The sequence below is a fragment of the Mucilaginibacter sp. genome (genome assembly GCF_035492695.1).
GTDB lineage: Bacteria > Bacteroidota > Bacteroidia > Sphingobacteriales > Sphingobacteriaceae > Mucilaginibacter.
In genome coordinates, this window is record NZ_DATJJC010000033.1 from 214571 (window position 1) to 235763 (window position 21193).

The 21193-nt window shown below is 45.4% G+C and carries 21 protein-coding genes; 9 read left to right on the forward strand and 12 right to left on the reverse strand.

Translation table 11 applies throughout. The features are described from left to right. Window positions 1-23: 23 nt before the first annotated feature. From VL525_RS21120 to VL525_RS21155, 8 genes are all read left to right on the forward strand, one after another. Window positions 24-1739, forward strand: coding sequence for a GMC family oxidoreductase (locus VL525_RS21120; protein WP_325389434.1), 1716 nt, complete (start codon window positions 24-26; stop codon window positions 1737-1739). A 50-nt stretch (window positions 1740-1789) separates the two neighbouring features. Next, window positions 1790-2524 carry a ThuA domain-containing protein gene (locus VL525_RS21125; protein WP_325389436.1) on the forward strand — a complete coding sequence of 245 codons (735 nt, stop codon included), beginning with the start codon at window positions 1790-1792 and terminating at the stop codon, window positions 2522-2524. Between the two features lie 110 nt (window positions 2525-2634). Then, complete coding sequence (locus VL525_RS21130) at window positions 2635-4563, forward strand: beta-N-acetylhexosaminidase (protein ID WP_325389438.1); 1929 nt, start codon at window positions 2635-2637, stop codon at window positions 4561-4563. A gap of 127 nt (window positions 4564-4690) precedes the next feature. Beyond that, the gene (moaA, locus tag VL525_RS21135) at window positions 4691-5680 is read left to right on the forward strand and encodes a GTP 3',8-cyclase MoaA (RefSeq protein WP_325389440.1); all 990 of its coding nucleotides are present in this window, start codon (window positions 4691-4693) and stop codon (window positions 5678-5680) included. A gap of 3 nt (window positions 5681-5683) precedes the next feature. Further along, window positions 5684-6886 carry a molybdopterin molybdotransferase MoeA gene (locus tag VL525_RS21140; RefSeq protein ID WP_325389442.1) on the forward strand — a complete coding sequence of 401 codons (1203 nt, stop codon included), beginning with the start codon at window positions 5684-5686 and terminating at the stop codon, window positions 6884-6886. 2 nt (window positions 6887-6888) lie between these two features. Then, window positions 6889-7362 carry a cyclic pyranopterin monophosphate synthase MoaC gene (moaC, locus tag VL525_RS21145; protein ID WP_325389443.1) on the forward strand — a complete coding sequence of 158 codons (474 nt, stop codon included), beginning with the start codon at window positions 6889-6891 and terminating at the stop codon, window positions 7360-7362. Beyond that, window positions 7343-8509: an NTP transferase domain-containing protein gene (locus tag VL525_RS21150; RefSeq protein ID WP_325389445.1), complete on the forward strand. Its 1167-nt coding sequence runs from the start codon at window positions 7343-7345 to the stop codon at window positions 8507-8509. The genes moaC and VL525_RS21150 overlap by 20 nt, the downstream gene beginning before the upstream one ends. Further along, window positions 8509-9561, forward strand: coding sequence for a HesA/MoeB/ThiF family protein (locus tag VL525_RS21155; RefSeq protein WP_325389447.1), 1053 nt, complete (start codon window positions 8509-8511; stop codon window positions 9559-9561). Before VL525_RS21150 ends, VL525_RS21155 begins: the two co-directional genes overlap by 1 nt. A gap of 60 nt (window positions 9562-9621) precedes the next feature. Here the strand turns inward: VL525_RS21155 and VL525_RS21160 are convergent, their stop codons facing one another. From VL525_RS21160 to VL525_RS21175, 4 genes are read right to left on the reverse strand one after another with little or no spacing between them, the layout of a single operon-like run. Next, complete coding sequence (locus tag VL525_RS21160; RefSeq protein WP_325389449.1) at window positions 9622-10041, reverse strand: molybdenum cofactor biosynthesis protein MoaE; 420 nt, start codon at window positions 10039-10041, stop codon at window positions 9622-9624. Between the two features lie 31 nt (window positions 10042-10072). Next, window positions 10073-10312, reverse strand: coding sequence for a MoaD/ThiS family protein (locus VL525_RS21165; RefSeq protein ID WP_325389451.1), 240 nt, complete (start codon window positions 10310-10312; stop codon window positions 10073-10075). Window positions 10313-10332: 20 nt separating this feature from the next. Continuing rightward, window positions 10333-11754 (reverse strand): APC family permease, encoded by a 1422-nt coding sequence (locus VL525_RS21170; RefSeq protein ID WP_325389453.1) that lies wholly within the window; start codon window positions 11752-11754, stop codon window positions 10333-10335. Window position 11755: 1 nt separating this feature from the next. Beyond that, on the reverse strand, window positions 11756-12844 hold the full coding sequence (locus VL525_RS21175) for an aromatic ring-hydroxylating dioxygenase subunit alpha (protein WP_325389455.1): 1089 nt from the start codon (window positions 12842-12844) through the stop codon (window positions 11756-11758). A gap of 79 nt (window positions 12845-12923) precedes the next feature. Here VL525_RS21175 and VL525_RS21180 point away from each other — a divergent pair, with 79 nt between their 5' ends. Next, window positions 12924-13139 carry a (4Fe-4S)-binding protein gene (locus VL525_RS21180; protein WP_325389456.1) on the forward strand — a complete coding sequence of 72 codons (216 nt, stop codon included), beginning with the start codon at window positions 12924-12926 and terminating at the stop codon, window positions 13137-13139. On the opposite strand, the gene VL525_RS21185 is transcribed toward VL525_RS21180, so the two are convergent. From VL525_RS21185 to VL525_RS21220, 8 genes are all read right to left on the reverse strand, one after another. Further along, window positions 13136-13615, reverse strand: a complete 480-nt coding sequence (locus tag VL525_RS21185) for a hypothetical protein (protein WP_325389458.1) — start codon at window positions 13613-13615, stop codon at window positions 13136-13138. The genes VL525_RS21180 and VL525_RS21185 overlap by 4 nt on opposite strands. A 59-nt stretch (window positions 13616-13674) precedes the next feature. After that, on the reverse strand, window positions 13675-14847 hold the full coding sequence (locus VL525_RS21190; protein ID WP_325389460.1) for an aldose epimerase family protein: 1173 nt from the start codon (window positions 14845-14847) through the stop codon (window positions 13675-13677). 10 nt (window positions 14848-14857) lie between these two features. Beyond that, window positions 14858-15928: a 1,4-beta-xylanase gene (locus tag VL525_RS21195; RefSeq protein WP_325389462.1), complete on the reverse strand. Its 1071-nt coding sequence runs from the start codon at window positions 15926-15928 to the stop codon at window positions 14858-14860. Between the two features lie 4 nt (window positions 15929-15932). Next, window positions 15933-16976: a glycoside hydrolase family 43 protein gene (locus VL525_RS21200; RefSeq protein ID WP_325389464.1), complete on the reverse strand. Its 1044-nt coding sequence runs from the start codon at window positions 16974-16976 to the stop codon at window positions 15933-15935. 63 nt (window positions 16977-17039) lie between these two features. Further along, window positions 17040-18332: a hypothetical protein gene (locus VL525_RS21205; protein WP_325389466.1), complete on the reverse strand. Its 1293-nt coding sequence runs from the start codon at window positions 18330-18332 to the stop codon at window positions 17040-17042. Between the two features lie 60 nt (window positions 18333-18392). Beyond that, a complete protein-coding gene (locus VL525_RS21210) occupies window positions 18393-19262 on the reverse strand; it encodes an HAD-IIA family hydrolase (RefSeq protein ID WP_325389468.1) in 870 nt (289 codons plus the stop codon). Window positions 19263-19283: 21 nt separating this feature from the next. Continuing rightward, window positions 19284-20117: a hypothetical protein gene (locus tag VL525_RS21215; RefSeq protein WP_325389471.1), complete on the reverse strand. Its 834-nt coding sequence runs from the start codon at window positions 20115-20117 to the stop codon at window positions 19284-19286. Next, window positions 20118-21182 carry a hypothetical protein gene (locus VL525_RS21220; RefSeq protein ID WP_325389473.1) on the reverse strand — a complete coding sequence of 355 codons (1065 nt, stop codon included), beginning with the start codon at window positions 21180-21182 and terminating at the stop codon, window positions 20118-20120. Between the last annotated feature and the right edge of the window lie 11 nt (window positions 21183-21193).

Here is a 21193-nt window from a genome sequence, read left to right on the forward strand (position 1 = left end):
TTGTCTAACCAATTATATCAATTATGTCAGCAGATACTGTTAATGTAAATAATAAAGCCACGGCTCAGAATACCTACGATGCTATCGTCATCGGATCGGGTATCAGCGGGGGCTGGGCGGCCAAAGAGCTTACCGAACGCGGCCTGAAAACTATCATGCTGGAGCGCGGGCGGAATTTTGAGCACCTGAAGGATTACAAATCGGCCTCAAAGGGTCCATGGGAATTTGAGCACCGCGGCCGTATTACACAGGAACAGCGAAAAGAGCATAAGTATATAGCACGCACATGGGGTGCCTATGAGCCGATCATTGACTATTGGGCGAACGACAAGGATGCGCCCTATACCGAAATAAAACCTTTTAACTGGTGGCGAGCTTACCAATTGGGTGGCCGCTCTATTTTGTGGGGGCGCCAGAGCTACCGCTGGAGCGACCATGATTTTGAAGCCAACCTGAAGGACGGCTGGGCAATTGACTGGCCTATCCGCTATAAAGATATTGCCCCCTGGTACGATCATGTAGAACGGTTTATTGGCGTAAATGGCTCGCATGAAGGGCTGGAACAGTTGCCCGATGGCCAGTTTCTGCCAGCAATGCAACTAAATTGCGTGGAAAAGGACGTGGCTGAACGAATAAAAAAGAATTTCAAGGGCAGCCGCCACATGATCATTGGCCGGTCGGCAAACCTGACTGCGCCCATCAATGGTCGCACTAACTGCCAGTTCCGTAACCGGTGCTGGGAGGGCTGTCCATTCGGCGCCTATTTCAGTACTCAGTCATCAACCCTGCCCGCCGCTGTTAAGACGGGCAACCTGACGGTGAGGCCATTTTCTATTGTTACCAGGGTGTTGTATGATAAGAACACGCAAAAAGCAACCGGTGTAGAAGTTCTGGATGCAGAAACCAATCAAACCTATGAATATCACGCCAAAGTTGTATTTGTTAATGCTTCGGCGCTGAACAGCGCCTGGGTGCTGATGAATTCAGCCACTGATATTTGGCCCGGCGGTTTGGGCAGCAGCAGCGGCGAATTAGGGCATAACATCATGGATCATCATTATAATTTAGGCGCTTCGGGGGTAATGGAAGGGTACGACGACAAATACTATTTCGGCAGAAGGCCGAATGGTGTTTACGTGGTGCGTTTTGCGAACCTGTTTGGCGATAAACGCGATTACCTGCGCGGCTTTGGTTACCAGGGCGGCGCAAGTCGCGATAGCTGGAGCCGTGAGATAGCTGAATTGCATGTAGGTGCACAATTTAAGGAGGCCCTGACCGAGCCCGGGGTTTGGAAAATGGGAATCGGCGGTTTTGGCGAGTTATTGCCTTATCATGAAAATAAGATCAGCCTCGATCATAACAACAAGGATAAATGGGGCCTGCCGATATTAGCAATGGATGCCGAGCTGAAGGATAATGAAAAGAAAATGCGCATTGATATAGTTGCCGAAGCCAAAGCCATGCTCGAAAGTGCGGGTGTGAAAAATGTGCAAACCTGGGACAGGGGCCACAACATAGGCGATGGTATACACGAAATGGGTTCGGCACGTATGGGCCGCGATCCAAAAACATCAGTATTAAATGAGCATAACCAGGTTTGGGATGCGAAGAATGTGTTTGTGACCGATGGCGCAATGATGGCTTCATCAGCCTGTCAGAACCCATCGCTAACTTATATGGCAATGACGGCGCGCGCTGCAAATTTTGCCGCAGATGAGCTGAAAAAGGGGAATATCTGATTTTGGTTATTCGATTTTGAATTTTATAACATTAGTATAATTTAATTATCATGAAAATATTCATCTATTTTAAGGTGACGATCATCGTTCTTTTGGTAAGCTCGGTTTGCGTTATGGCCAAACCAAAAGTGCTGATATTTAGCAAGACAGCCGGTTTTCATCACAACTCGATAGCAGTTGGCATTCCTGCAATTATCAAACTTGGCGCGGAAAATAATTTTGATGTGGATACCACAACTGATGCTTCCAAATTCACTCAGCAAAACCTGGGGCAATATGCCGCGGTGATATTCCTAAGCACCACAGGCGACGTATTGAACGATGCACAACAGGATGCTTTCAAAAAATATATAGAAGCGGGCGGCGGCTTTGTCGGCGTACATTCGGCAACTGATACTGAATACGACTGGCCATGGTACGGCGAGCTGGTTGGCGCCTATTTCAAAAATCATCCAAGCAAACAGCAAGTGGCCACGCTACACGTTGTTGACAGGAGTTTCATAGCTACAAAACATCTGCCTGCCGAGTGGAAAAGATTGGACGAATGGTATAATTTTAAAGTGGTCCCCAGCGATAAAGATGTTCATGTGCTGATCACTATCGACGAAAAGAGCTATGAGGGCGGTAACGATGGCGATTATCATCCAATGGCATGGTACCATAATTATGATGGCGGGCGTGCTTTTTATACGGCCCTGGGGCACACTGATGAATCCTACGCCGATCCCCAGTATTTAAAGCATTTATTAGGCGGAATTGAGTATGCTATAGGCAAACACAAATAAAGATTTGAAATATTTTTAAAAAGTTACAATAGCTTATATAAAAACATTTTATTTCTGCTGCTAAAATCATAATTTGCAGACAGTTTCCAATTTATAAATCCTTTTAAACAATGAACAACAACCTGAAAAGACTTTTAGGGATGATGTGCTGTGGGGTGCTGGCGCTTAATGCATTCAGCCAAACAGGCAAAGAGCACATTGCCATTATTCCCGAACCTGTTAGCATCACACAAGGCGAGGGCCAGTATGTATTGCCAAAGACGATAATTGTGGCTACACGTGTGAACCCGGAAATGAAAGAGGCCATAGCAACGCTGAAGAGCCTTTCCATCCCAACCGGCAATCATGTTACCATACTGAACAGCGCGGCAAAACCAGCCATTAAACTGACGCTTAATGCAAAAACTGATACCGTAATAGGGGAAGAAGGATATTATTTGTCGGTAACTAAGAAGGGTGTTGTTATTCGTGCCAATAAACCGGCAGGATTGTTCTATGGCACACAAACGCTGATGCAATTATTACCTAAGGAGATCGTGAGCGACAAACGCGTCAGCGGTGTTAGCTGGGCGATGCCATGTGTGCAGATAACCGATTACCCGCGCTTTAAATGGCGTGGGCTGATGTTCGATGTTTCGCGCCACTTCTTCACCAAAGCTGAAGTAGAGCAATACATCGACAACATGGTGAAGTATAAATACAACCTGCTGCACATGCACCTGACCGACGACGAGGGCTGGCGCATTGAGATCAAAAGCTTGCCGCGATTGACCACAGTTGGTGCCTACAATGTAAAAAAGGTTGGTTATTTCGGCAGTTTCCCGGCTCCAAAGCCCGACGAACCGCGCAATTACGGGGGTTTTTACACCCAGGACGATATCAGGGAAATAGTACAGTATGCAAAAGACAGGTTTATGAATATTTTGCCCGAGATCGATGTTCCGGGCCACAGTTTGGCTGCTGTAGTAGCCTATCCTGAACTGTCGTGCACACCAGGCGCCGACCAATACCAGGTAAGGTCGGGCGAACATTTTATGAATTTTACGAAGGATGGCATTAAAGCCGGTATAGATAATACACTATGCCCTGCCAATGAGAAGGTTTATGTTTTCCTGGATAAAGTATTGACCGAGGTAGCTAAACTGTTCCCGTTTGGCTATATCCACATGGGCGGTGATGAATGCGCCAAGAATTTCTGGGAGAAAAGCGATTCCGTAAAGGCGCTGATGCAACGCGAAGGGTTGAAAACCCAGGAGGAAGTGCAAGCTTATTTTGAAAAACGTGTGGAGAAGATAGTAGAATCAAAAGGAAAGAAATTTTTAGGATGGGATGAAATACTGGAAGGCGGCTTAGCTCCCGACGCCATAGTAATGAGCTGGCGTGGGATGAAGGGCGGCATACAGGCTGCCAAAATGGGGCACGAAGTAGTAATGAGCCCTACCACTTTTGCATACCTGGATTATATGCAGGGCGACCCTGCAATTGAACCGCATGTTTATTCTACCTTGCGTTTGAGCAAGGCCTACCAGTTTGAACCGGTGCCGGATAGCGTGGATTCAAAATTGATCATAGGCGGGCAGGCCAACTTGTGGACCGAACAGGTTTATAACGTCCGCCATTTGGAATACATGACCTGGCCGCGGGCTTTCGCAATTTCTGAAGATCTGTGGACACCTAAGGCAAAAAAGAACTGGGACGACTTTTTTAACCGGGTTGAAAAACATTTCGGCCGTTTTGACGAAGCACAGATAAAATATGCGCCAAGCGTTTACGACCCGAGCTTTAACGTGAAGATGATGCCCGACAGTACGCTGCAGGTATCGATGGAAACCGAAGTGAAGGGATTGGATATTTATTATACGTTCGATAATTCGTTCCCAGATAATTTCTATCCAAAATATACCGAGCCATTACTGGTACCTAAAGAATCGGCACAGCTAAAGGTGATCACCTACAAGGATGGTAAACCGGTTGGCCGTTTGATCACTTTGCCGATGGACGACATGAAAAAACGCGCTAAAGGGAGAAATTATGATTGATAGATTATAGAAAAATTTGAAAACCCGGTAAGTAAATAAATTGCCGGGTTTTTTATTTACAAAACGACAATTCAAAAACATTCAGCTAAAATGTATTATTTACCTTTACAGATTAGAGGGAAATACATTGCTAACAGATAACCACGGACGAAAGATCAATTACCTGCGCCTTGCGGTGACCGACAGGTGTAACCTGCGCTGCTTTTACTGCATGCCAGAAGAGGGGCTGAACTGGCTGTCGCGGAAGGAACTGCTGACTTACGAGGAAATGCTGCGAACTTGCCACCTGCTGGTGAAAATGGGCATTGAAAAGATACGCATTACCGGCGGCGAGCCTTTTGTACGGAAGGATATGATGAAGCTCCTTTCGGCCTTGTCAAAAATACAGGGATTAAATGAGTTAACCATCACAACCAATGGCGTTTTAACGGCGTCGCTGGTGCCTGAATTAAAAAGAATAGGCGTAAAATCAGTTAACCTTAGCCTCGATACGCTGGATGCCAACCGGTTTTTTGCCATAACCCACCGCGATGAGTTTGACAAAGTGATGGAAACCCTTGATCAGTTGCTTAAGTATGATATCAACGTCAAGATAAACGCTGTAGTGATGGACGGCAAAAACACGCAGGACATTATCCCATTGGTGGAAATGACCAAAGATACGCCGGTTAGTGTGCGCTTTATCGAGGAAATGCCATTTAACGGCGAAGGGCATATTTACAGCGGTTTAAAATGGGATTATAAACGCATATTGGACGAGATCACAGCTAAATATCCGGCTATTCAAAAACTGCACGATGAATCTTACTCGACATCGTATAATTATAATATACCCGGCCATAAAGGTGATATTGGAGTAATAGCGGCCTATTCGCGCACTTTTTGCGGAACGTGTAACCGTATCCGCATAACGCCCGACGGCGTTTTGAAAACCTGCTTATACGATGATGGCGTAATGAATATCAAAGACATTATACGCTCTGGTTTTTCAGATGATGAGTTGAAAGCCAAGCTACAGGAAGCTATGAATAATCGTGCTAAAGATGGGTGGGAAGCTGAACGGAACCGCGCACTGAACGACCCGGCGCATGAATCTATGGCGACTATAGGAGGATAAGCCATGACTACAGTTGAACAAGCGGAAAAACTGATCCTTGCGGAAGCTAAGGACTTCGGAATGGAGACGATCCCGTTTGAACAAGCGTTAGACAGGGCTTTGGCGGAAGATATTAAGGCCGATCGCGACCTGCCGCCATTTAACCGGGTGACGATGGACGGCATAGCGATTAATTACAAGGCCATTCAAAGTAACATATCGGTTTTCAAGATAAAAACAACCCAGGCAGCTGGCGACGAACCAGTAGAGACAGGTCGCGTTGACGAATGCATTGAGATCATGACCGGGGCGGCCCTGTCTCCATCGCTAGACACGGTGATCCAATACGAAAACATCCGGATCAATAATGGTGAGGCGACTATTTTAAATACTGAAATAAAAAAAGGACAAAACCTGCACCTAAAGGGGGCTGATAAGAGAGAAGGGGATATAGTTGTATGTTCAGGTCAGATTATTACGCCGGCAGTGATCAGTGTAGCTGCCTCGGTCGGAAAACGGGACTTGATGGTAAGAAAATTACCCCGTGTAGTTGTGGTTTCTTCGGGCGACGAACTGGTTGACATAGGTGTGGAACCCTCACCCGTGCAGATCAGGAAATCAAACAGTTATACGATACAAGCAGTTTTAGCTCAGCATTATCTGCGGGCCGAATTGGCACATATACCTGATGACCCGCGAATAACACGCGAAAAGATCGGTAACTGCCTCCAAAATTACGACGTGATATTGATGACCGGCGGTATCAGCATGGGTAAGTTTGATTTTATACCCAAAGCGCTGGAAGAAATGCAGGTGAAAACTGTATTCCACAAGGTAAGCCAGCGGCCGGGCAAGCCATTTTGGTTCGGCAAACATGAAAGCGGCGTTTTAGTATTTGCATTCCCGGGGAACCCGGTAGCTACCTTCATGTGCCTGCACCGTTATTTTTTGCCATGGTTGCGCGCCAGTCAGAGGCTTGGCGCCAAGCCCCCGGTTTATGCGGTTTTGGATAAGGACTTTACCTTTAAACCCGAACTGCAATATTTTTTACAGGTTACTTTAAAATTTTCGGAAGAAGGCAAATTGCTGGCCATCCCGGTTGAAGGAAATGGTTCGGGCGATTTTGCTAACTTAGCAGATACAGATGCTTTTATGGAGCTTCCGATGGAACGGAGTGAATTCAAAAGAGGCGAGGTTTTCAGGGTGTGGCCCTTTAATAATATTTGAATATGGAGTTTACGCATTTAGATGACAAAGGGCGGGCGACGATGGTTGATGTGGGCGAGAAACAAGTTTCGCGACGTACAGCTACTGCACGCTGTATAGTTTCTTTGCCGCCCGGGGTACTTGTACAACTTAACAACGGCGATATTCAAACCAAAAAAGGCTCTGTATTTCAAACAGCGATCATAGCTGGTATAATGGCAGCTAAGAAAACCGGCGACCTGATACCGCTGTGCCATCCGCTTGGACTGGATAATTGCCATGTGAATATTCATTTGAATGATGAGCAGGAGGTTGTTATTGACTGCACAGCTACCATCACCGCTAAAACGGGGGTCGAAATGGAAGCACTTGTTGGTGCATCGATAGCTGCGTTGACGATATACGACATGTGCAAGGCATTGAGTCACGATATCGTGATCAAAGAGACCAAACTGATGGAAAAAACAGGAGGGAAGCGTGACTTCAAAAGAGCATAAAAAACATGCCGACCTTAAAAGACCGGCACTGGGTAACTTCGGCAGGAATGAATGGGCGATTGTTGGCGCTCCATGCGTTTACATCAAAGCTTTGGCTGATAAAGTTATAAGCGCCTTATCGCCGGTTTACAAATGCGCCTATGCGGATACCTCCCACAACGACGAGGTGATACTGGCCCCGGGCAAACTCGCAAGCGGAGCCCTACTGGAATATGCCGATATGATCAATCACCAGCAATTTAATTACGCTGAACCATTGAGGCCGGTTCCTTTTCGCCAGCAATTTAATGGAGCCGATCTGGTGTTGGTAAATGGCAATCATCAGCAGGCAAAGTCGCAGGTAGTTATCATTTATGAAAATAAGCGGGCGTCGCTTCAAAAACGATTGGAGCAACTAACCAATGTCGAACTAATTTTGTTAGCCGAAAATGCGGAAGGTGTGTTCGACTTTATCCAGGGGTCTTTAACCAATTTCCAGGATATACCGGTTTACAGGCTGGAAGAAACAGATAAGATCATATCTTTTTTCAGGTCGAAACTCGAAGAAGCAAGGCCGGCGCTGAACGGTCTTGTGCTGGCGGGCGGTAAAAGCGAGCGAATGGGTTTTGATAAAGGTGCGGTCAATTGGTTTGGTAAGGAACAGCGTTACTTTATGGCGGATATGCTGAAGCCCTTGTGTAACGAGGTATTCATTTCGTGCCGGGAAGATCAGCGGCAGCAGATACCTGCCAATTATAATGTTTTACCAGATACCTTTACTGGCCTGGGACCTTTTGGGGCAATATTGTCGGCGTTCAGAAATGAACCGGATAAAGCCTGGTTGGTTATCGCCTGCGACCTGCCTTTACTGGAATTGGATACTATCCAATATTTGGCCGGTCAACGCGATGTGTCTAAAATTGCAACAGCGTTTAACAGTACTCATGACCAATTTCCCGAACCTTTGATCACTATATGGGAGCCAAAAAGTTACCCGGTGTTGCTGGCGTTCCTGTCTCAGGGGTATTCGTGTCCGCGAAAGGTGCTGATAAACAGCGATGTTAAACTTCTGGATGTTCAAAACCCCGATGCGCTAACCAACGTCAATACGCCCGATGAGTTGGAAAAAGTAAAGCGGACCATCCATCAAAAGATCGCCAGCGCCTGATGTCAGCTGATCTTACCCGGTACAGTTGCCAGATAGCCTTACCCGGCTTTGGCGAAGCCGCACAAAAGCTGTTGCAGCACTCAAAGGTGCTGGTGGTTGGCGCGGGTGGCTTAGGCTGCCCGGCTCTGCAATATTTGGTTTCGGCAGGTGTGGGAACGATAGGCGTGGCGGATCATGATGTCATTTCCGTAAGCAATTTGCACCGCCAGATACTTTATACCCCCGCAGATGCAGGGTTAAAAAAGGCTATAGTGGCTTCCGAACGTCTGCAGAAGCAAAATCCGGATATCAGACTCATTGCGGTTGATATTAAGATCACATCGGATAATGTATTAGATATCATGGGCCAATATGATATCGTGGTTGACGGAACAGATAATTTCGAAACGCGGTATTTGCTGAATGATGCGGCTGTGATGCTTGGCAAACCTTTGGTGTTTGGGGCTATTTATCAATATGAGGGCCAGGTAGCGGTATGGAATATTAAGAACCCGGATGGCAGCTATTCACCTAATTATCGCGACGTGTACCCGGAAGTTGATGCCACCCAAATACCTAATTGCGCCGAGGGCGGTGTTATCCCAACATTAGCCGGCATTATCGGCTGTATACAAGCCAACGAAGTGATCAAATATATTACTAAAACCGGCGAATTATTATCAGGCAAGATATTGGTATTTGATGCACAGAGTTTACAAAGCAGGGTTATCAAGATAGGTAAAACGACTAAAATAAATATCACGAGCCTGGTTGAAACGGCGGATATTCCAACGATTACGGCTGAAGATTTGAAAGCAGGGCTGGCGGAAAATCGGATTGAATTGATAGATGTGCGTACCCTGCAGGAACGTGATCTTTTTGATATTGGTGGCGTTCATATTCCGGTAGAGGAGATCGAAGAAAACATAACTTATTTTGATTCGGACAGTGCAAAGGTCTTATACTGCGCTACGGGTAACCGGAGCGCTGAGGCGGTAAAACTGATCAGGCAAAAATACCCGGATGCAAAGATTTTTTCATTGGAAGGTGGGCTGAACCAATTTCCGGTTTAGATTGATTTAGGATTCGCCAATCAAGATCCTGATCATCGTTTAAATCATTTTAATCGTGTCTTATGGATGTGCCGCCACCCAAACTTCACCATCTTCAAATACTTCTTTTTTCCAGATAGGTACGGTTTGCTTCAGGGTATCGATAACAAAACGGCAGGCTTCGAAGGCAGCATCGCGATGTGCGCAGGACACGGCAATGATAACGGGTATCTCGCCAACGGCAAGAGTGCCAACCCGGTGATGGATCAACAGCTTTTGAACCGGCCATTTTTCGAAAGCCTGGGCGGCTATCTTTTCCATTTCTTTTAACGCCATCGGCTCATAAGCCTCAAAATCGAGCCTGACGACCGCTTTACCTTTGGTGGCGTTACGCACCGTACCAATAAATACATCAATACCGCCCGACTGCGGCGACATTACCCAATCAATACATGACTGCATATTTAAAGGCTTGTGCGATATGTTTATATGGATATCCAATGTTCCAATCTATTAAATCCTTTAATCGTGTTTATCCACCACTTACCGGCGGAATAATGGCTATTTCATCGTGCTCTTTTAAAACGCTTTCATCCGGTGCATATTCATTATTTACAGCTACCATGTAGGAGGCCAGTTGCTTCAGTCGCGGGTACCTTGTTTCCAATGATTGCTTTAGATCAGCGGTGGTATTTCCATTTAATTCGGCAGTGACGGAACTTCCGCCGAATATATCCTTAGCTATGCCAAATGCCAGCACGTTTACTTTCATCGTACAAAAATAAGCAATGTTTAGCTAAGCTTTCGCTTATTGAAATACCAATAAAGTGGTATGCCGATGGCAGCAAGCACCAGGCCGAAAACAGAAACAATTATTTGGGAAGTTCCCGCAATGTAGTTACTGATATCGTTGTAAAGGGTTATGACGACATAGAGTGCCGAGAACAGGATAAATATGACAGGGAGATAAGGATACCCCTTTAATCGGTAGCCGGGCTGCCTGCCGGGCATTTTGCGACGAAGAATAAATATGCCGTAAGCCGCAAAGCCGTAAAATATCCAGGTAATGAATACGAACATGTCCATCAGCATGTCGAACGAGCCTATCAAAACAAGGATGGTTCCCCAGGCAGCCTGGAACCATAAGGCATTTGATGGTGTGCTATACCTTGGATTGACCTTGCCTGCGAAGGCGAAGAAATTCTTCTCATGCGACATGGCATAAATTACTCTTGAGCAAGGCAGGATATTGCTATTGGTGCAACCGGCAGTACTGATCAATACCAATGCCGCTATCAGTCCGCCGCCGCCGACCCCCATTATCTTGAACAATGCATCGGAAGCTACCAGCTTTGAATTTTTCATTTCGTCTACCGGCATCATGTACAGGTAGGCCTCCGTTGTCAAAACATACAGCAGCATACAAAGCAGCAGGCCGATGATAAGTCCGCGCGGGATATTTTTTTGAGGCTGTTTGATCTCTCCCCCGATAAAACCCAGGTTATTCCATCCGTCATAGGCAGCTAATGCACCTGTGGTAGCTGCGATAAAAGCCGTAAACTGGTGCCAGTAGGAATGGTCGAAAGCGGAGGATGCTGTAGTTAAGTTACCCAAATGGCCTTTTCCTGAGAAAAAGATCGAAGCGATCAGGAACATCAATGCTGCTACCTTTAGTATCGAAAAAAAGACCTGCACGGCGCCGCCGGCTTTTACGCTGCGGACGTTGATCCAGGAAAATATTACGATGAGTACAATGGCTACGCCCTTTACGCCGATGTTTTCGAGCAGGTAGAACCTGCCGATGTAAGGAATGACGACAGGTATGGAGCGTTCGATGGCGGCAGAAAAATGAGGTAAGCGAACAAAATATTCTGAATACTGCGCAAATACGAATGCGATAGCCGAAATAGAAGCCGTATCGATGACAACGAAGGATGACCAGCCGAACAGATAGGCAAAAAAATTGCCGTACATATACTTAAAATAAGTGTACTGGCCGCCTGTTTCGGGCATGGCGCAACCAACCTCCGCATTGATCATCCCGCCAAACAATGATATAACGCCGGCCACAACCCAAACGGCCAGCAGCATTAACGGGGAACTTAGCTGGGCAGCCATCGTAGCTGGTTTCATGAAGATGCTGCTGCCAATTACCGAACCGATGACGATGGAAACGGCGGCCCACAGCCCCAGTTTGCGTTCGAGGTGAGCCATGCTATTTGCTGATGAATTCGGCTAAAATGCGGTGAAAATGATGTGTACCCTGTTCGCGTGTTACCGAATAGCGCCCATGTTTATAAAACCGCGACCGAACCCCACGCTGTACATTTTCGACGATCTCTTCGTCCTCCATCTCCACCTTATCAAGCCCCGAACCCGCACCCTTGTCCAGTTTGGTTTCGTCCCAAACATAGGAAATGAAGCGCACCCGGCACTCGGCGACGGAAACGGGTTCGACGACATTGACCGATAATCCCCAGGGATAAAAATTGAACATCATATTAGGGAACACCCAGAAATAATAAGCGGCCACATTTTTACCGTAGTCAGGCGAGGAGGCAGGCAGGTCGAAACAATTCTCGTTATTACGGGCAAGACCAAGCTGAAGGCTGGAGTAAGGGAAGAACAATTCTGTTGCATATTCGCCAAAATCGATAACAGCATTCAAGCCGGCATGTACAAAGGGTATGTGAAAGCCTTCCAGGTAATTCTCACAATACAGCGCCCAGTTGCCTTTTACGTTGAAGGTGCGCGATAATTCGGGCTGAAATTTAAAGTCATCCAACGGCAGCCAGCTAACCCGCTCTATCATGTCCCTGAAAAATAATTCGGAAGCGTACATAGGGTTGACTGAAGTAAAAAGCCAGCTACTCCATTTGAAGAGGGGTAAGGCAGGCAGGTCATCATCCTTCGAAGGGAAATTTTCGACCTCTTTAAATTCGGGCATTGATGCAAATTTGCCATCAAGACCAAACAGGCGGCCATGGTAGCGGCAGCGGAGATTGTTCAATTTGCATGCCTTTTCGGCTACGATATTACCCCGGTGGGTACAAACGTTTGATAGTACATTTATTTTATCGCCTTTATCTTTTGTCAGCAACAAAGGTTCATCCAGGTAGCCGGGCAGCAGGGTAAAAGGGTAAACATCGCCCGGTTCGGTCACCAGCTCCGTATTGCCAACGAACTGCCACGACGGTGCAAATATTTTCTCCCGGCATTGTTCAAAAACTTCGTTACTGGTGTAAAAATCGGCATCAATGGTTTTGGCTTTGGCAATATCCGGGTCGACGGTAAAATCAGGCATATAAATAGTGCGTTTTGTGCGATAATGGCTTCAGCTTACAGCATTTGGCTTTCGGCTTAAAAAATGTAATTTAGAGGATATGGAAGACATTACCAAGAAATATGATAACGGCGATATAACAGTGGTATGGCAACCGCAATTGTGTGCCCATTCAGCCAACTGCGTAAAAGGTTTGCCCGGTGTATTTAACCTGGCTCAAAAGCCCTGGATCAATATAAATGGCGCAGATACGGAGGCGATAGTTAGCCAGGTTAGCAAATGCCCATCCGGCGCTTTATCGTATGAGAAAAGCTAATTGCTGAAAGCCCCGTCGTTATAGAGTTCCAGGGCGACCACTGCCGATATAACCAATATGCCGCCTGTAATGGTTAGCAGGCTTTTCCCAAAATTATCTTTTTTGTTCTCCGTTAGGTCGACACCTTCAGCCTTGTAGCCAACCACTTTACCGTTGTCGTCGAACATAAACTTCACATACTTTGTGAATTTCTCCTGTTTTAGTTGCTGTGCCGAATCTTTGACGAGGGTATCCGGCATGGTTTGGACAATTTTATTGTTTTTGGCTCTTTTTGCCGGGCGGTTTTCCATATTGTAAGTCCACTGCTCAAGGCCGGCGCCTTTATTTATCTCGTCCGGCTGGCCAAACTGCTTTACTACATCATCTTTTGAGCGGGCGCCCTGCAAAACCTGCTGATGGGTATAAAGCGTATGGGTACAACTGCATAGCAGGAGCGGCATCCATACAAACGAAAAAAGGAACTGTGATCTTTTCATGGTGAAAAGGGTTTTAGTTCCTTTATAACGTATTGTGAATTAAAAACTTGTGTTCCGCGTTATTTTGTTTTGAACTTATAAACCGATTGTGTTTTATAGGTTTGTCCGGGTTTTAAAACCGTCGACGGAAACTGCGGCTGGTTGGGCGAATCAGGGAAATGCTGGGTTTCCATCGCGAAGGCGGTGCGATAGTCATCTTTTTCACCATACTTCATTATATTTTTAGCCTGCATAAAGTTCCCGCTGTAAAACTGCAGACCAGGTTCTTCAGTATAAATTTCCATCACAATGCCTGTTTTATCGCCTTTAACTATAGCAACGGGTGTGGCCATATCATGCTTATCCAGCACAAAATTATGATCGTAACCTTTGCCATTTTTTAACTGTACATTATTGTCATTAATACGGGCGCCAATAGTAACCGGTGTCTCAAAATCAAAAGGCGTGCCTTTAACAGGCTCAATTTTTCCGGTCGGTATCAGCGTAGAGTCAACGGGGGTATAATTGGCAGCTTTAAATTGTACCAAATGGTCGAGGATAGTGCCGCTGCCTTCACCATTCAGGTTAAAATAGGCATGATTAGTTAAGTTAACCACGGTGGTTTTATCGGTGGTAGCTTCGTATTCGCATTTGAACGAATTGTCATCCGTTATAGAATAGGTAACCTTAACCTGCAGGTTACCCGGAAAACCCTCCTCCATATCTTTTGACAGGTAAGTAAGTTCAAGTGTCTGATCGTTTAATTTCTTAGCATCCCAAACAACATCCTGGTAGCCTTTTTTCCCACCGTGCAATGTATTGGGCGGGTTATTTGTTGCCAGTGTGTACTGCTTGCCATCCAGCGTAAAATGACCGTTTGCTATGCGATTGCCATATCTGCCGATGGTGCCCCCATAGTACCGCTCGGTCGATTTGATATAGTCATCCACACTCGCCATTCCTACGGAGACATCGATCATCTTACCCGCGCTGTCAGGTACCAGCAGGTTTACCAGGCGACCTCCAAAATTAGTAATGGTCGCTGTCATACCGTTCTTATTCTTCAGTGTATACAGGTGTGTTTGTTTCCCGTCGATAGTTTTTTCAAATGCAGAATCGGGTGGTAGTTGTCCGTAAGTGATAGTATCTTTCATTGTGGTATTTGTGGTTGTTTTAGCTGCAGGTTGATTGCAGGCGCTGAGTGCGGCGATACCCGCTGTAAAAACGCCTAAAGATAAAGTCCTTAAGTTCATGGTTGGTTATTTATTGCTGTTTGTTGTTCAATTTTTTTATCAGATCGGCCTCCTCCTGGCTGTATGGGGTTCCATCTTTGCGAAAAACCTCATGGAACCATACTTTTGGTTCCTCGCCGTTGGGCATTGGCGTATCCCAGGCATACATGGTATTGGTTTTGCCGGCCACCAGGCCCCAGTTTATTGCGCCAACGTTCTCTTTTCTCAGCATTGGCATGGTATTGGCAAAGGTGCTTCCGCGCGGGCGTGCCATATATTCGGTACATATTACCGGCCTGCCGCCGGCTTTCAATAGCTGCACTACACGCTCGTGTTTATCCGGTTCTTCATAATCATGATAAGTTATAACATCTGAATGTGTCAGTTGAAAAGCATTCAATTTTTCAAAACTCCAGTCCCACAGGCCCATACTAAGTGGTTGGTCGGGGTTTACGGCACGGCTCCACGAATATATCTTTGATAAGAGATCGAGCGATTTATCTTTTTTGCCACTGTTACCGGGTTCGTTGTACAGGTCCCATAAAAGAATGCGTTTGTCATGCTTAAAGGTACTCAGCACATCGGTAACATATTTTTGAAGCATTACGGTTTCGCCGGCGTCGTTGAGCCTTGCGCCCGGGTCCTGCAGCCAGCCCGAGTTGTGAACGCCTGTTTTTGGTTCCGGCTGTTTGCCGGTTTTGGCAGTCGGATTCCAGCAATCGTCAAAGAAAACGAAAATGGTTTGAATATGGTGCCTGTCTGCTATTGCCAGGTATTGGCCCACCCGTTTTTTAAAGCCGCCTGGATCCTGCTGCCAGGCCATGCTGTGTAAAAAAACCCGCATGGCATTAAAGCCTATGCCTTCGGCATAGCCTAACTCGCGGTCGATAGTTTTGGGGTCGAACGTATTGGCCTGCCACATTTCCAATTGGTTAATGGCCGAACTTGGTATAAAGTCGGAGCCGTTTATCCATTTGTGTTTGGCATACCAGGCATTTGCTTTTGAAGCAGGCCAGACTGACGTTGCAGGCGCTTTACTTTGCGCATTCGCCACAGCGAGCGAAAATGAAAGGAGAATTAAGGTTATATATTTTATTTTCATAAGCTTATTTTGTTCCAGATGGTAAAGGTATAGCTGTATTCTCTTTTACGGGCAGGCCGAAATTAGGGCTGCCGTCCTTGTTCCAGGTAAATTTTTGCGCCCGTGGCGACCTGTCTTTTCCGCAACCCTGCCCGGGTTGCGAATTGGCGTGGTATATTATCCAGTCTTCCGTCCCATCGGGCGACTTGAAAAACGAATTGTGCCCCGGAGCATAAACCCTGTTTTGGGGCGATTGTTTAAATACGGGCTCTTTCGATTTTATCCACGATACCGGGTCGAGCAGGTAATCGTCAGTGCCGGTTGTCAGCATACCCAAGGCATAAAAATCGGTCCAGCAACCACTTGCCGAGTAGACCAGGAATAATTTATTGCCATGTTTCAAAATTTCGGGGCCTTCGTTCACGTTTACATGCGGCGGGTTGGACGCATCGTGCAGGTCGCCGTTCTTTTCCCAATCGTAAACCGGGTAAGATAGTTTTACGCGCCCGCCGTCTACCGTCCAGGGATTTTTGAGTTTGGCAATAAAGATGTTCTGTTCGCCATTGATGTCGCCGTCCCAGCCTGACCAGATCATGTAAAGTTGCCCTTTGTTGGTGAATACAGAGGCATCTATGGCCCATTTGTCGGTAGGGTCCGTTACTTTTCCTTTAAATACCCATGTGCCCTCAAGCGGATCAGCCGAACTGTTTTCCAGTACGTAAATGCGATGATGGTCGTTAACACCATCGTCGGCAGCAAAGTAGACGTACCATTTTTTGTTAATGAAATGCAGTTCGGGCGCCCATAATTCTTTGGAATAAGCGGTGCCTGCAGGAGGGGTCCAGGCAACCTTTTTTTGTGCCGACCTCAGATCGGTAATATGTCTTGTTTTCCAAAGCGTGATGTTTTGCCCGGTAGAATTGGTGTAGTAATACCAGCCGCCTTTCTGTATCACCCATGGGTCGGCGCCCGAAGGCAAAAGCGGGTTAGTAAAAGTGGATGTTTGCGCCCTGACGGAAGCAGATAAAAATGATAGAATTGTAAAAAGTACAGTTATCGGTATTCGCATTGGTATATCAGGCAGATGTACAATCCAGGTTTAAAACCAAAGGTAATTTTTTATTTCAAAAAACTACCTGTTGTACGGATATTCGTTTATCCAGTGGAAACCACGCCTTACCAGCAGGAACTTACTGGCATCAAACCGGTGGAACGTAATTTTAACTGAATCATTTTTGTAAGTACCCCTAATAACCAGCGAATCCTTTTTAGGCTGAATATAGGTAAACTGCCATTTATGAACCGTATCTGAATATTTATTCATCACGATCTTCTTTTTAAGGGTATCTACTTTAAAAGCGAAATAGTTGGTGCTATCGCTCATAAATTTGAGCATAGCATTGCCGGGATAGGAAATGGCCATTTTATTCCAGCGGATGGTGTCGGTAGTTAGCGGCGGCAGCGTGTCTTTATTGATCACGAAGGTTTTTACCTCATACAACCCATAAAGTGCCGGCTTGGGCGCTTTGGGGCCGTATTGCGCTTCGGCTTCCAGCACACCTTTCAAATCAAAAATCACGGTGTATCCAATAAGGATGTATTTTATGGTTGTAAGTGTGATATTTTTCCATTTTTTCCGGAACCGGTGCGGTGCGATATCCGATGAGGCCGCCACCTTATTGAAGAGAAAGAAGTTGCTGAAACGCTTGATGTCTTTTAATATCAGGAATAGGGCCATCATTACCAATGTAGTGGAAAGTAGCTTTACCGGAACATCGAAACAATAATTTATTGCCATAATATTTCCGGCTACTATCAATGTCATTACTGCGCCTAACGAAGTAGTCTTTCGGAAAAGCAAAAGGAAACCGCAACTCAATTCAGCTATACCGGTAAAATAGTTATAGCCCGTGGAGTAACCCATAAAGTTCCAGGCAAGCCCCATTGGCGACGAATTGCCGTAAGGTTCCATCAAAGTCCCGAAGGATGGAAAGGGGAACTGTAATTTGATCACCTTGAAGAAACCGTACGACAGCATGGTGATGGCGACATAATAACGCAGGATAACCGTGAGCCAGTAAAATAATTTGCTGTAGTTCCCGGTTTTCAGGTCAATTGCCGACCACAGCGCTGTACCCACAAAGGCGAGGAACGCCATGAACAGGATGATTATATTATCGTAAGTAGTATCGCCACTGCCATTGGTAAAAACTGTTACTGGCTGGCTTAAATGCAGAATATGTTTGCCTATCCAGGCTGCCAAACTGTGGAATGGCGTGATGTAAAAACCATATACCTCGTCAATATAAGGCAGTACGCCATTTGGGTTAAAAAAAATATATAGCAGGAAATAAATGAAAAAGAAGCGGAAGATCAGTTTTCTCCAAAGTGCCCAGTCGGTGGTGTTAGGTATGGTTGTTTCCATCAGTATGATTAAGTTGTGACGGAATAAATATAATAAACCGGAAACGGAAAATCCTAATTATCAGAGATCAAGCTCACTCAGATCCACCACGGCCGACTCACAAATATAAGTAGGTACAATACCGGCCGAATTTATGCGGGCCTCGTAGTCTTTGGCTTGGGTATTGCCGGTGAGTACTAAAACCGTATCGAGACCAAACTTATTACCACCTAAAATATCGGTGTTCAAAGTATCGCCGACCATCACAATATCACTTTTACTTATTTGCCGGTACTCGCGGATAAGGTCATAAGCGAACATAAACATCTGCGAATCAGGTTTGCCAAAACGGATAAATTGCTTGCCTACCACGCTCTCTATCATGGCTGCGATGCCGCCAATGGCTATTGATACGTTGTTTGCGGTTAGGGGATATGCACGGTCGGTATTTGCCACAATAGCCGGCAGGGGCTTTTTACGCAGCAGGTTGACCGTTTTATTTAAATCGCTGCACCAGTCAAAGCCTTCGTCGTCAAGAAATATTACCGCGCTCACTTTATCGATATTACTTTCGTTTACCTGGCTCATCGGCAGCGTTTGCAGGCCCGAGCCCTCGATGTAATGAGCCGAATTAGGGGTGCCCAGGTAAGCGACGATACCATCCGGAACTTTAAGGTCCAGGAATTCCTTGGTCAGCATCCCCGATGAAACTATACGGTCTTCGGTGATGGCATGCAAACCCATACGATGATAGGATTCGGCCAATTGGTGTGGCCCGCGCGAAGCATCATTAGTAACAATGTAATATTCTTTGCCCTCTTTTGCCAGGTAATCAAACGTCTTTTCGATACCCGGTACCAAGCCCGAATAGGTTTTAAGTACCCCGAAAGCATCGAAGAAAACGATCTTGTATTTATCTATGATTGATTTGAAATTGTCTATGCGCTTCATGCAAGTGGTGTATTAAATAATTTAATCTATAATAATGCCATAACCAACATATGCAACTTCATCGCCCAAAAATGTTATGATCCCGTGTTTAAAACCAACATGGCAAAAATTCATTCCATATTTCTTATAGTACCTTTGGAAGAATTTCTCGTACAACCGATTTGATTCTTTTGAAAGTTCGTTATATTTTTGCTTGCTGCTTCGTATTTGGGTTCTCCATAATGCCATAAAGTGCAATCCTTTTTCCGACAATTTCTTATAATCGAAAGATTTTGGATTATCAAAACTTTCTTCGTAACTAACTGATTCATTGAGGTCTTTTATAATCTGGTCTTCTTCCGGGTTCAAATTCCTGTATTTTTTGATACTATCGGTAAACGTAAGCAACATTATGCGCCTATTTCGGCGATAGAGATTACCTTCCTTGTAAGCGGCCTCTCTCAATAAATTAATTTTTTTCAAACTATCTCTTAAGTGATTTTTAACTATAATTTCGCTAATACGTTTCTCATGTTTTAAATGGTAGTTAACAAAGCCGATGTTTTTTAAAGCATCCGGTTTTGTTAATGCGAAGGTCCTAGAATGAGAATTTGATCTTAGGTATTCTATATATGATTTTTCAGAATTTGGGAGATATTCCATTTCCAAGGCGTTGAACCAAACCGTTGCAGTTACACATATTTCTTTTGATTCACCTGTGTTCGCGTTTGTAATTGTAATTACCACAAATTCCGGGGCAGTAGAAAAGCCATTTTGCAGCACATGAAGGTAGGCTTTTTCAGCAAGAGACTTATCCTGGGCGAATAATCTTACACTGAAAATAAGCAAGAAAAGGACGCAACTGATCAGCTTCATTTAATACGGGGCGAGATTAATGCTTTTTGGTTCGAGTTTAAGTGCTTCAATTATTTTTTCAGCGTCAAAGTCGCGGTCGACCGACGGCAGGTAGACATCAAATGCTTCGGCCTGCAATTTTTCGGCGTATTGTTCTTTGAAAAAACGCTTGCCATCTTTTATCACATAGTTCAGGATAAAAAATCGGTAAGCTTCCTTCATAAAGCGGATCTCGTTTGCTGTAAGCGGGTTTACCTTGTGATATTCCTCCAGGAACATGATAAACCGGTCTTCCATCAAAGTATTAATGTAATAGCTGAAAACGGTACGGTCGCCCCGGTCGGAAACCACGCGGCTAAGGAAATAAAAGTCAAGTACACGGTAACTCATGCGGAACCAATCGTAATCCCAGCGCGAGAATAGCTCGAGGTCTTTGGTAACCGAAAAATTGCCGATGTTCCAATCGATAAATACCGGCATAATGTCGAACGAGCGCACATCGTATTTGGAGCGGTTTTTCAGGAACAGGTCGCAGTGGTATTTCAGGAAGTCGGCCTGCATAGCAGATCCGAATTGTTTTTCGTTATTTTCCAGTTGCTGCTGCAGCGCGTAGATATCGGTTCGTAATGTTTTAATGGATTTGGGCAAAACATTGCTTGCCCGCGAGCAGGCCTTATGAAATTTGCCTATCTGCCGGCCAAGTTTGCGGATATGATTTTCGTCCAGCCGGCGGGGCATACGCTGATCTATGCGGGTAGGGTTATAAAACACCACCCAGGCATCCATTTTACCCTGTTTATGGTGGTAAATATAAACGCGGTTATTTTTTAGCAGCGATTTTGACAATACGTTCTCAAAAGGATAAAGCAGATTATTGCAAAGGCTATGGATGATGCGGTGATCTTCCTTAAAATATTCGAATTTGCCGAAATGGGATAGTTTGGCAATAACCATATCCTCGTCATCAAACGTGATCTTGAAGACGCGGTTGGTAGATACCATCGCGCTGATATCTTCGATGTCGCGGATAGTTTTAGAAGAATCGTAGCCTTGCCAGGCTTTTTTCAATATTATAGAGTAATCCATTTTTTTAACCA

Bases quoted from the DNA above. Each gene is read 5' to 3' on its own strand.
- VL525_RS21120 (WP_325389434.1), top strand. From the start codon at position 24: ATGTCAGCAGATACTGTTAATGTAAATAATAAAGCCACGGCTCAGAAT.
- VL525_RS21125 (WP_325389436.1), top strand. From the start codon at position 1,790: ATGAAAATATTCATCTATTTTAAGGTGACGATCATCGTTCTTTTGGTA.
- VL525_RS21130 (WP_325389438.1), top strand. From the start codon at position 2,635: ATGAACAACAACCTGAAAAGACTTTTAGGGATGATGTGCTGTGGGGTG.
- VL525_RS21140 (WP_325389442.1), top strand. From the start codon at position 5,684: ATGACTACAGTTGAACAAGCGGAAAAACTGATCCTTGCGGAAGCTAAG.
- moaC (WP_325389443.1), top strand. From the start codon at position 6,889: ATGGAGTTTACGCATTTAGATGACAAAGGGCGGGCGACGATGGTTGAT.
- VL525_RS21155 (WP_325389447.1), top strand. From the start codon at position 8,509: ATGTCAGCTGATCTTACCCGGTACAGTTGCCAGATAGCCTTACCCGGC.
- VL525_RS21165 (WP_325389451.1), bottom strand. From the start codon at position 10,312: ATGAAAGTAAACGTGCTGGCATTTGGCATAGCTAAGGATATATTCGGC.
- VL525_RS21170 (WP_325389453.1), bottom strand. From the start codon at position 11,754: ATGGCTCACCTCGAACGCAAACTGGGGCTGTGGGCCGCCGTTTCCATC.
- VL525_RS21175 (WP_325389455.1), bottom strand. From the start codon at position 12,844: ATGCCTGATTTTACCGTCGACCCGGATATTGCCAAAGCCAAAACCATT.
- VL525_RS21180 (WP_325389456.1), top strand. From the start codon at position 12,924: ATGGAAGACATTACCAAGAAATATGATAACGGCGATATAACAGTGGTA.
- VL525_RS21185 (WP_325389458.1), bottom strand. From the start codon at position 13,615: ATGAAAAGATCACAGTTCCTTTTTTCGTTTGTATGGATGCCGCTCCTG.
- VL525_RS21190 (WP_325389460.1), bottom strand. From the start codon at position 14,847: ATGAACTTAAGGACTTTATCTTTAGGCGTTTTTACAGCGGGTATCGCC.
- VL525_RS21195 (WP_325389462.1), bottom strand. From the start codon at position 15,928: ATGAAAATAAAATATATAACCTTAATTCTCCTTTCATTTTCGCTCGCT.
- VL525_RS21200 (WP_325389464.1), bottom strand. From the start codon at position 16,976: ATGCGAATACCGATAACTGTACTTTTTACAATTCTATCATTTTTATCT.
- VL525_RS21205 (WP_325389466.1), bottom strand. From the start codon at position 18,332: ATGGAAACAACCATACCTAACACCACCGACTGGGCACTTTGGAGAAAA.
- VL525_RS21210 (WP_325389468.1), bottom strand. From the start codon at position 19,262: ATGAAGCGCATAGACAATTTCAAATCAATCATAGATAAATACAAGATC.
- VL525_RS21215 (WP_325389471.1), bottom strand. From the start codon at position 20,117: ATGAAGCTGATCAGTTGCGTCCTTTTCTTGCTTATTTTCAGTGTAAGA.
- VL525_RS21220 (WP_325389473.1), bottom strand. From the start codon at position 21,182: ATGGATTACTCTATAATATTGAAAAAAGCCTGGCAAGGCTACGATTCT.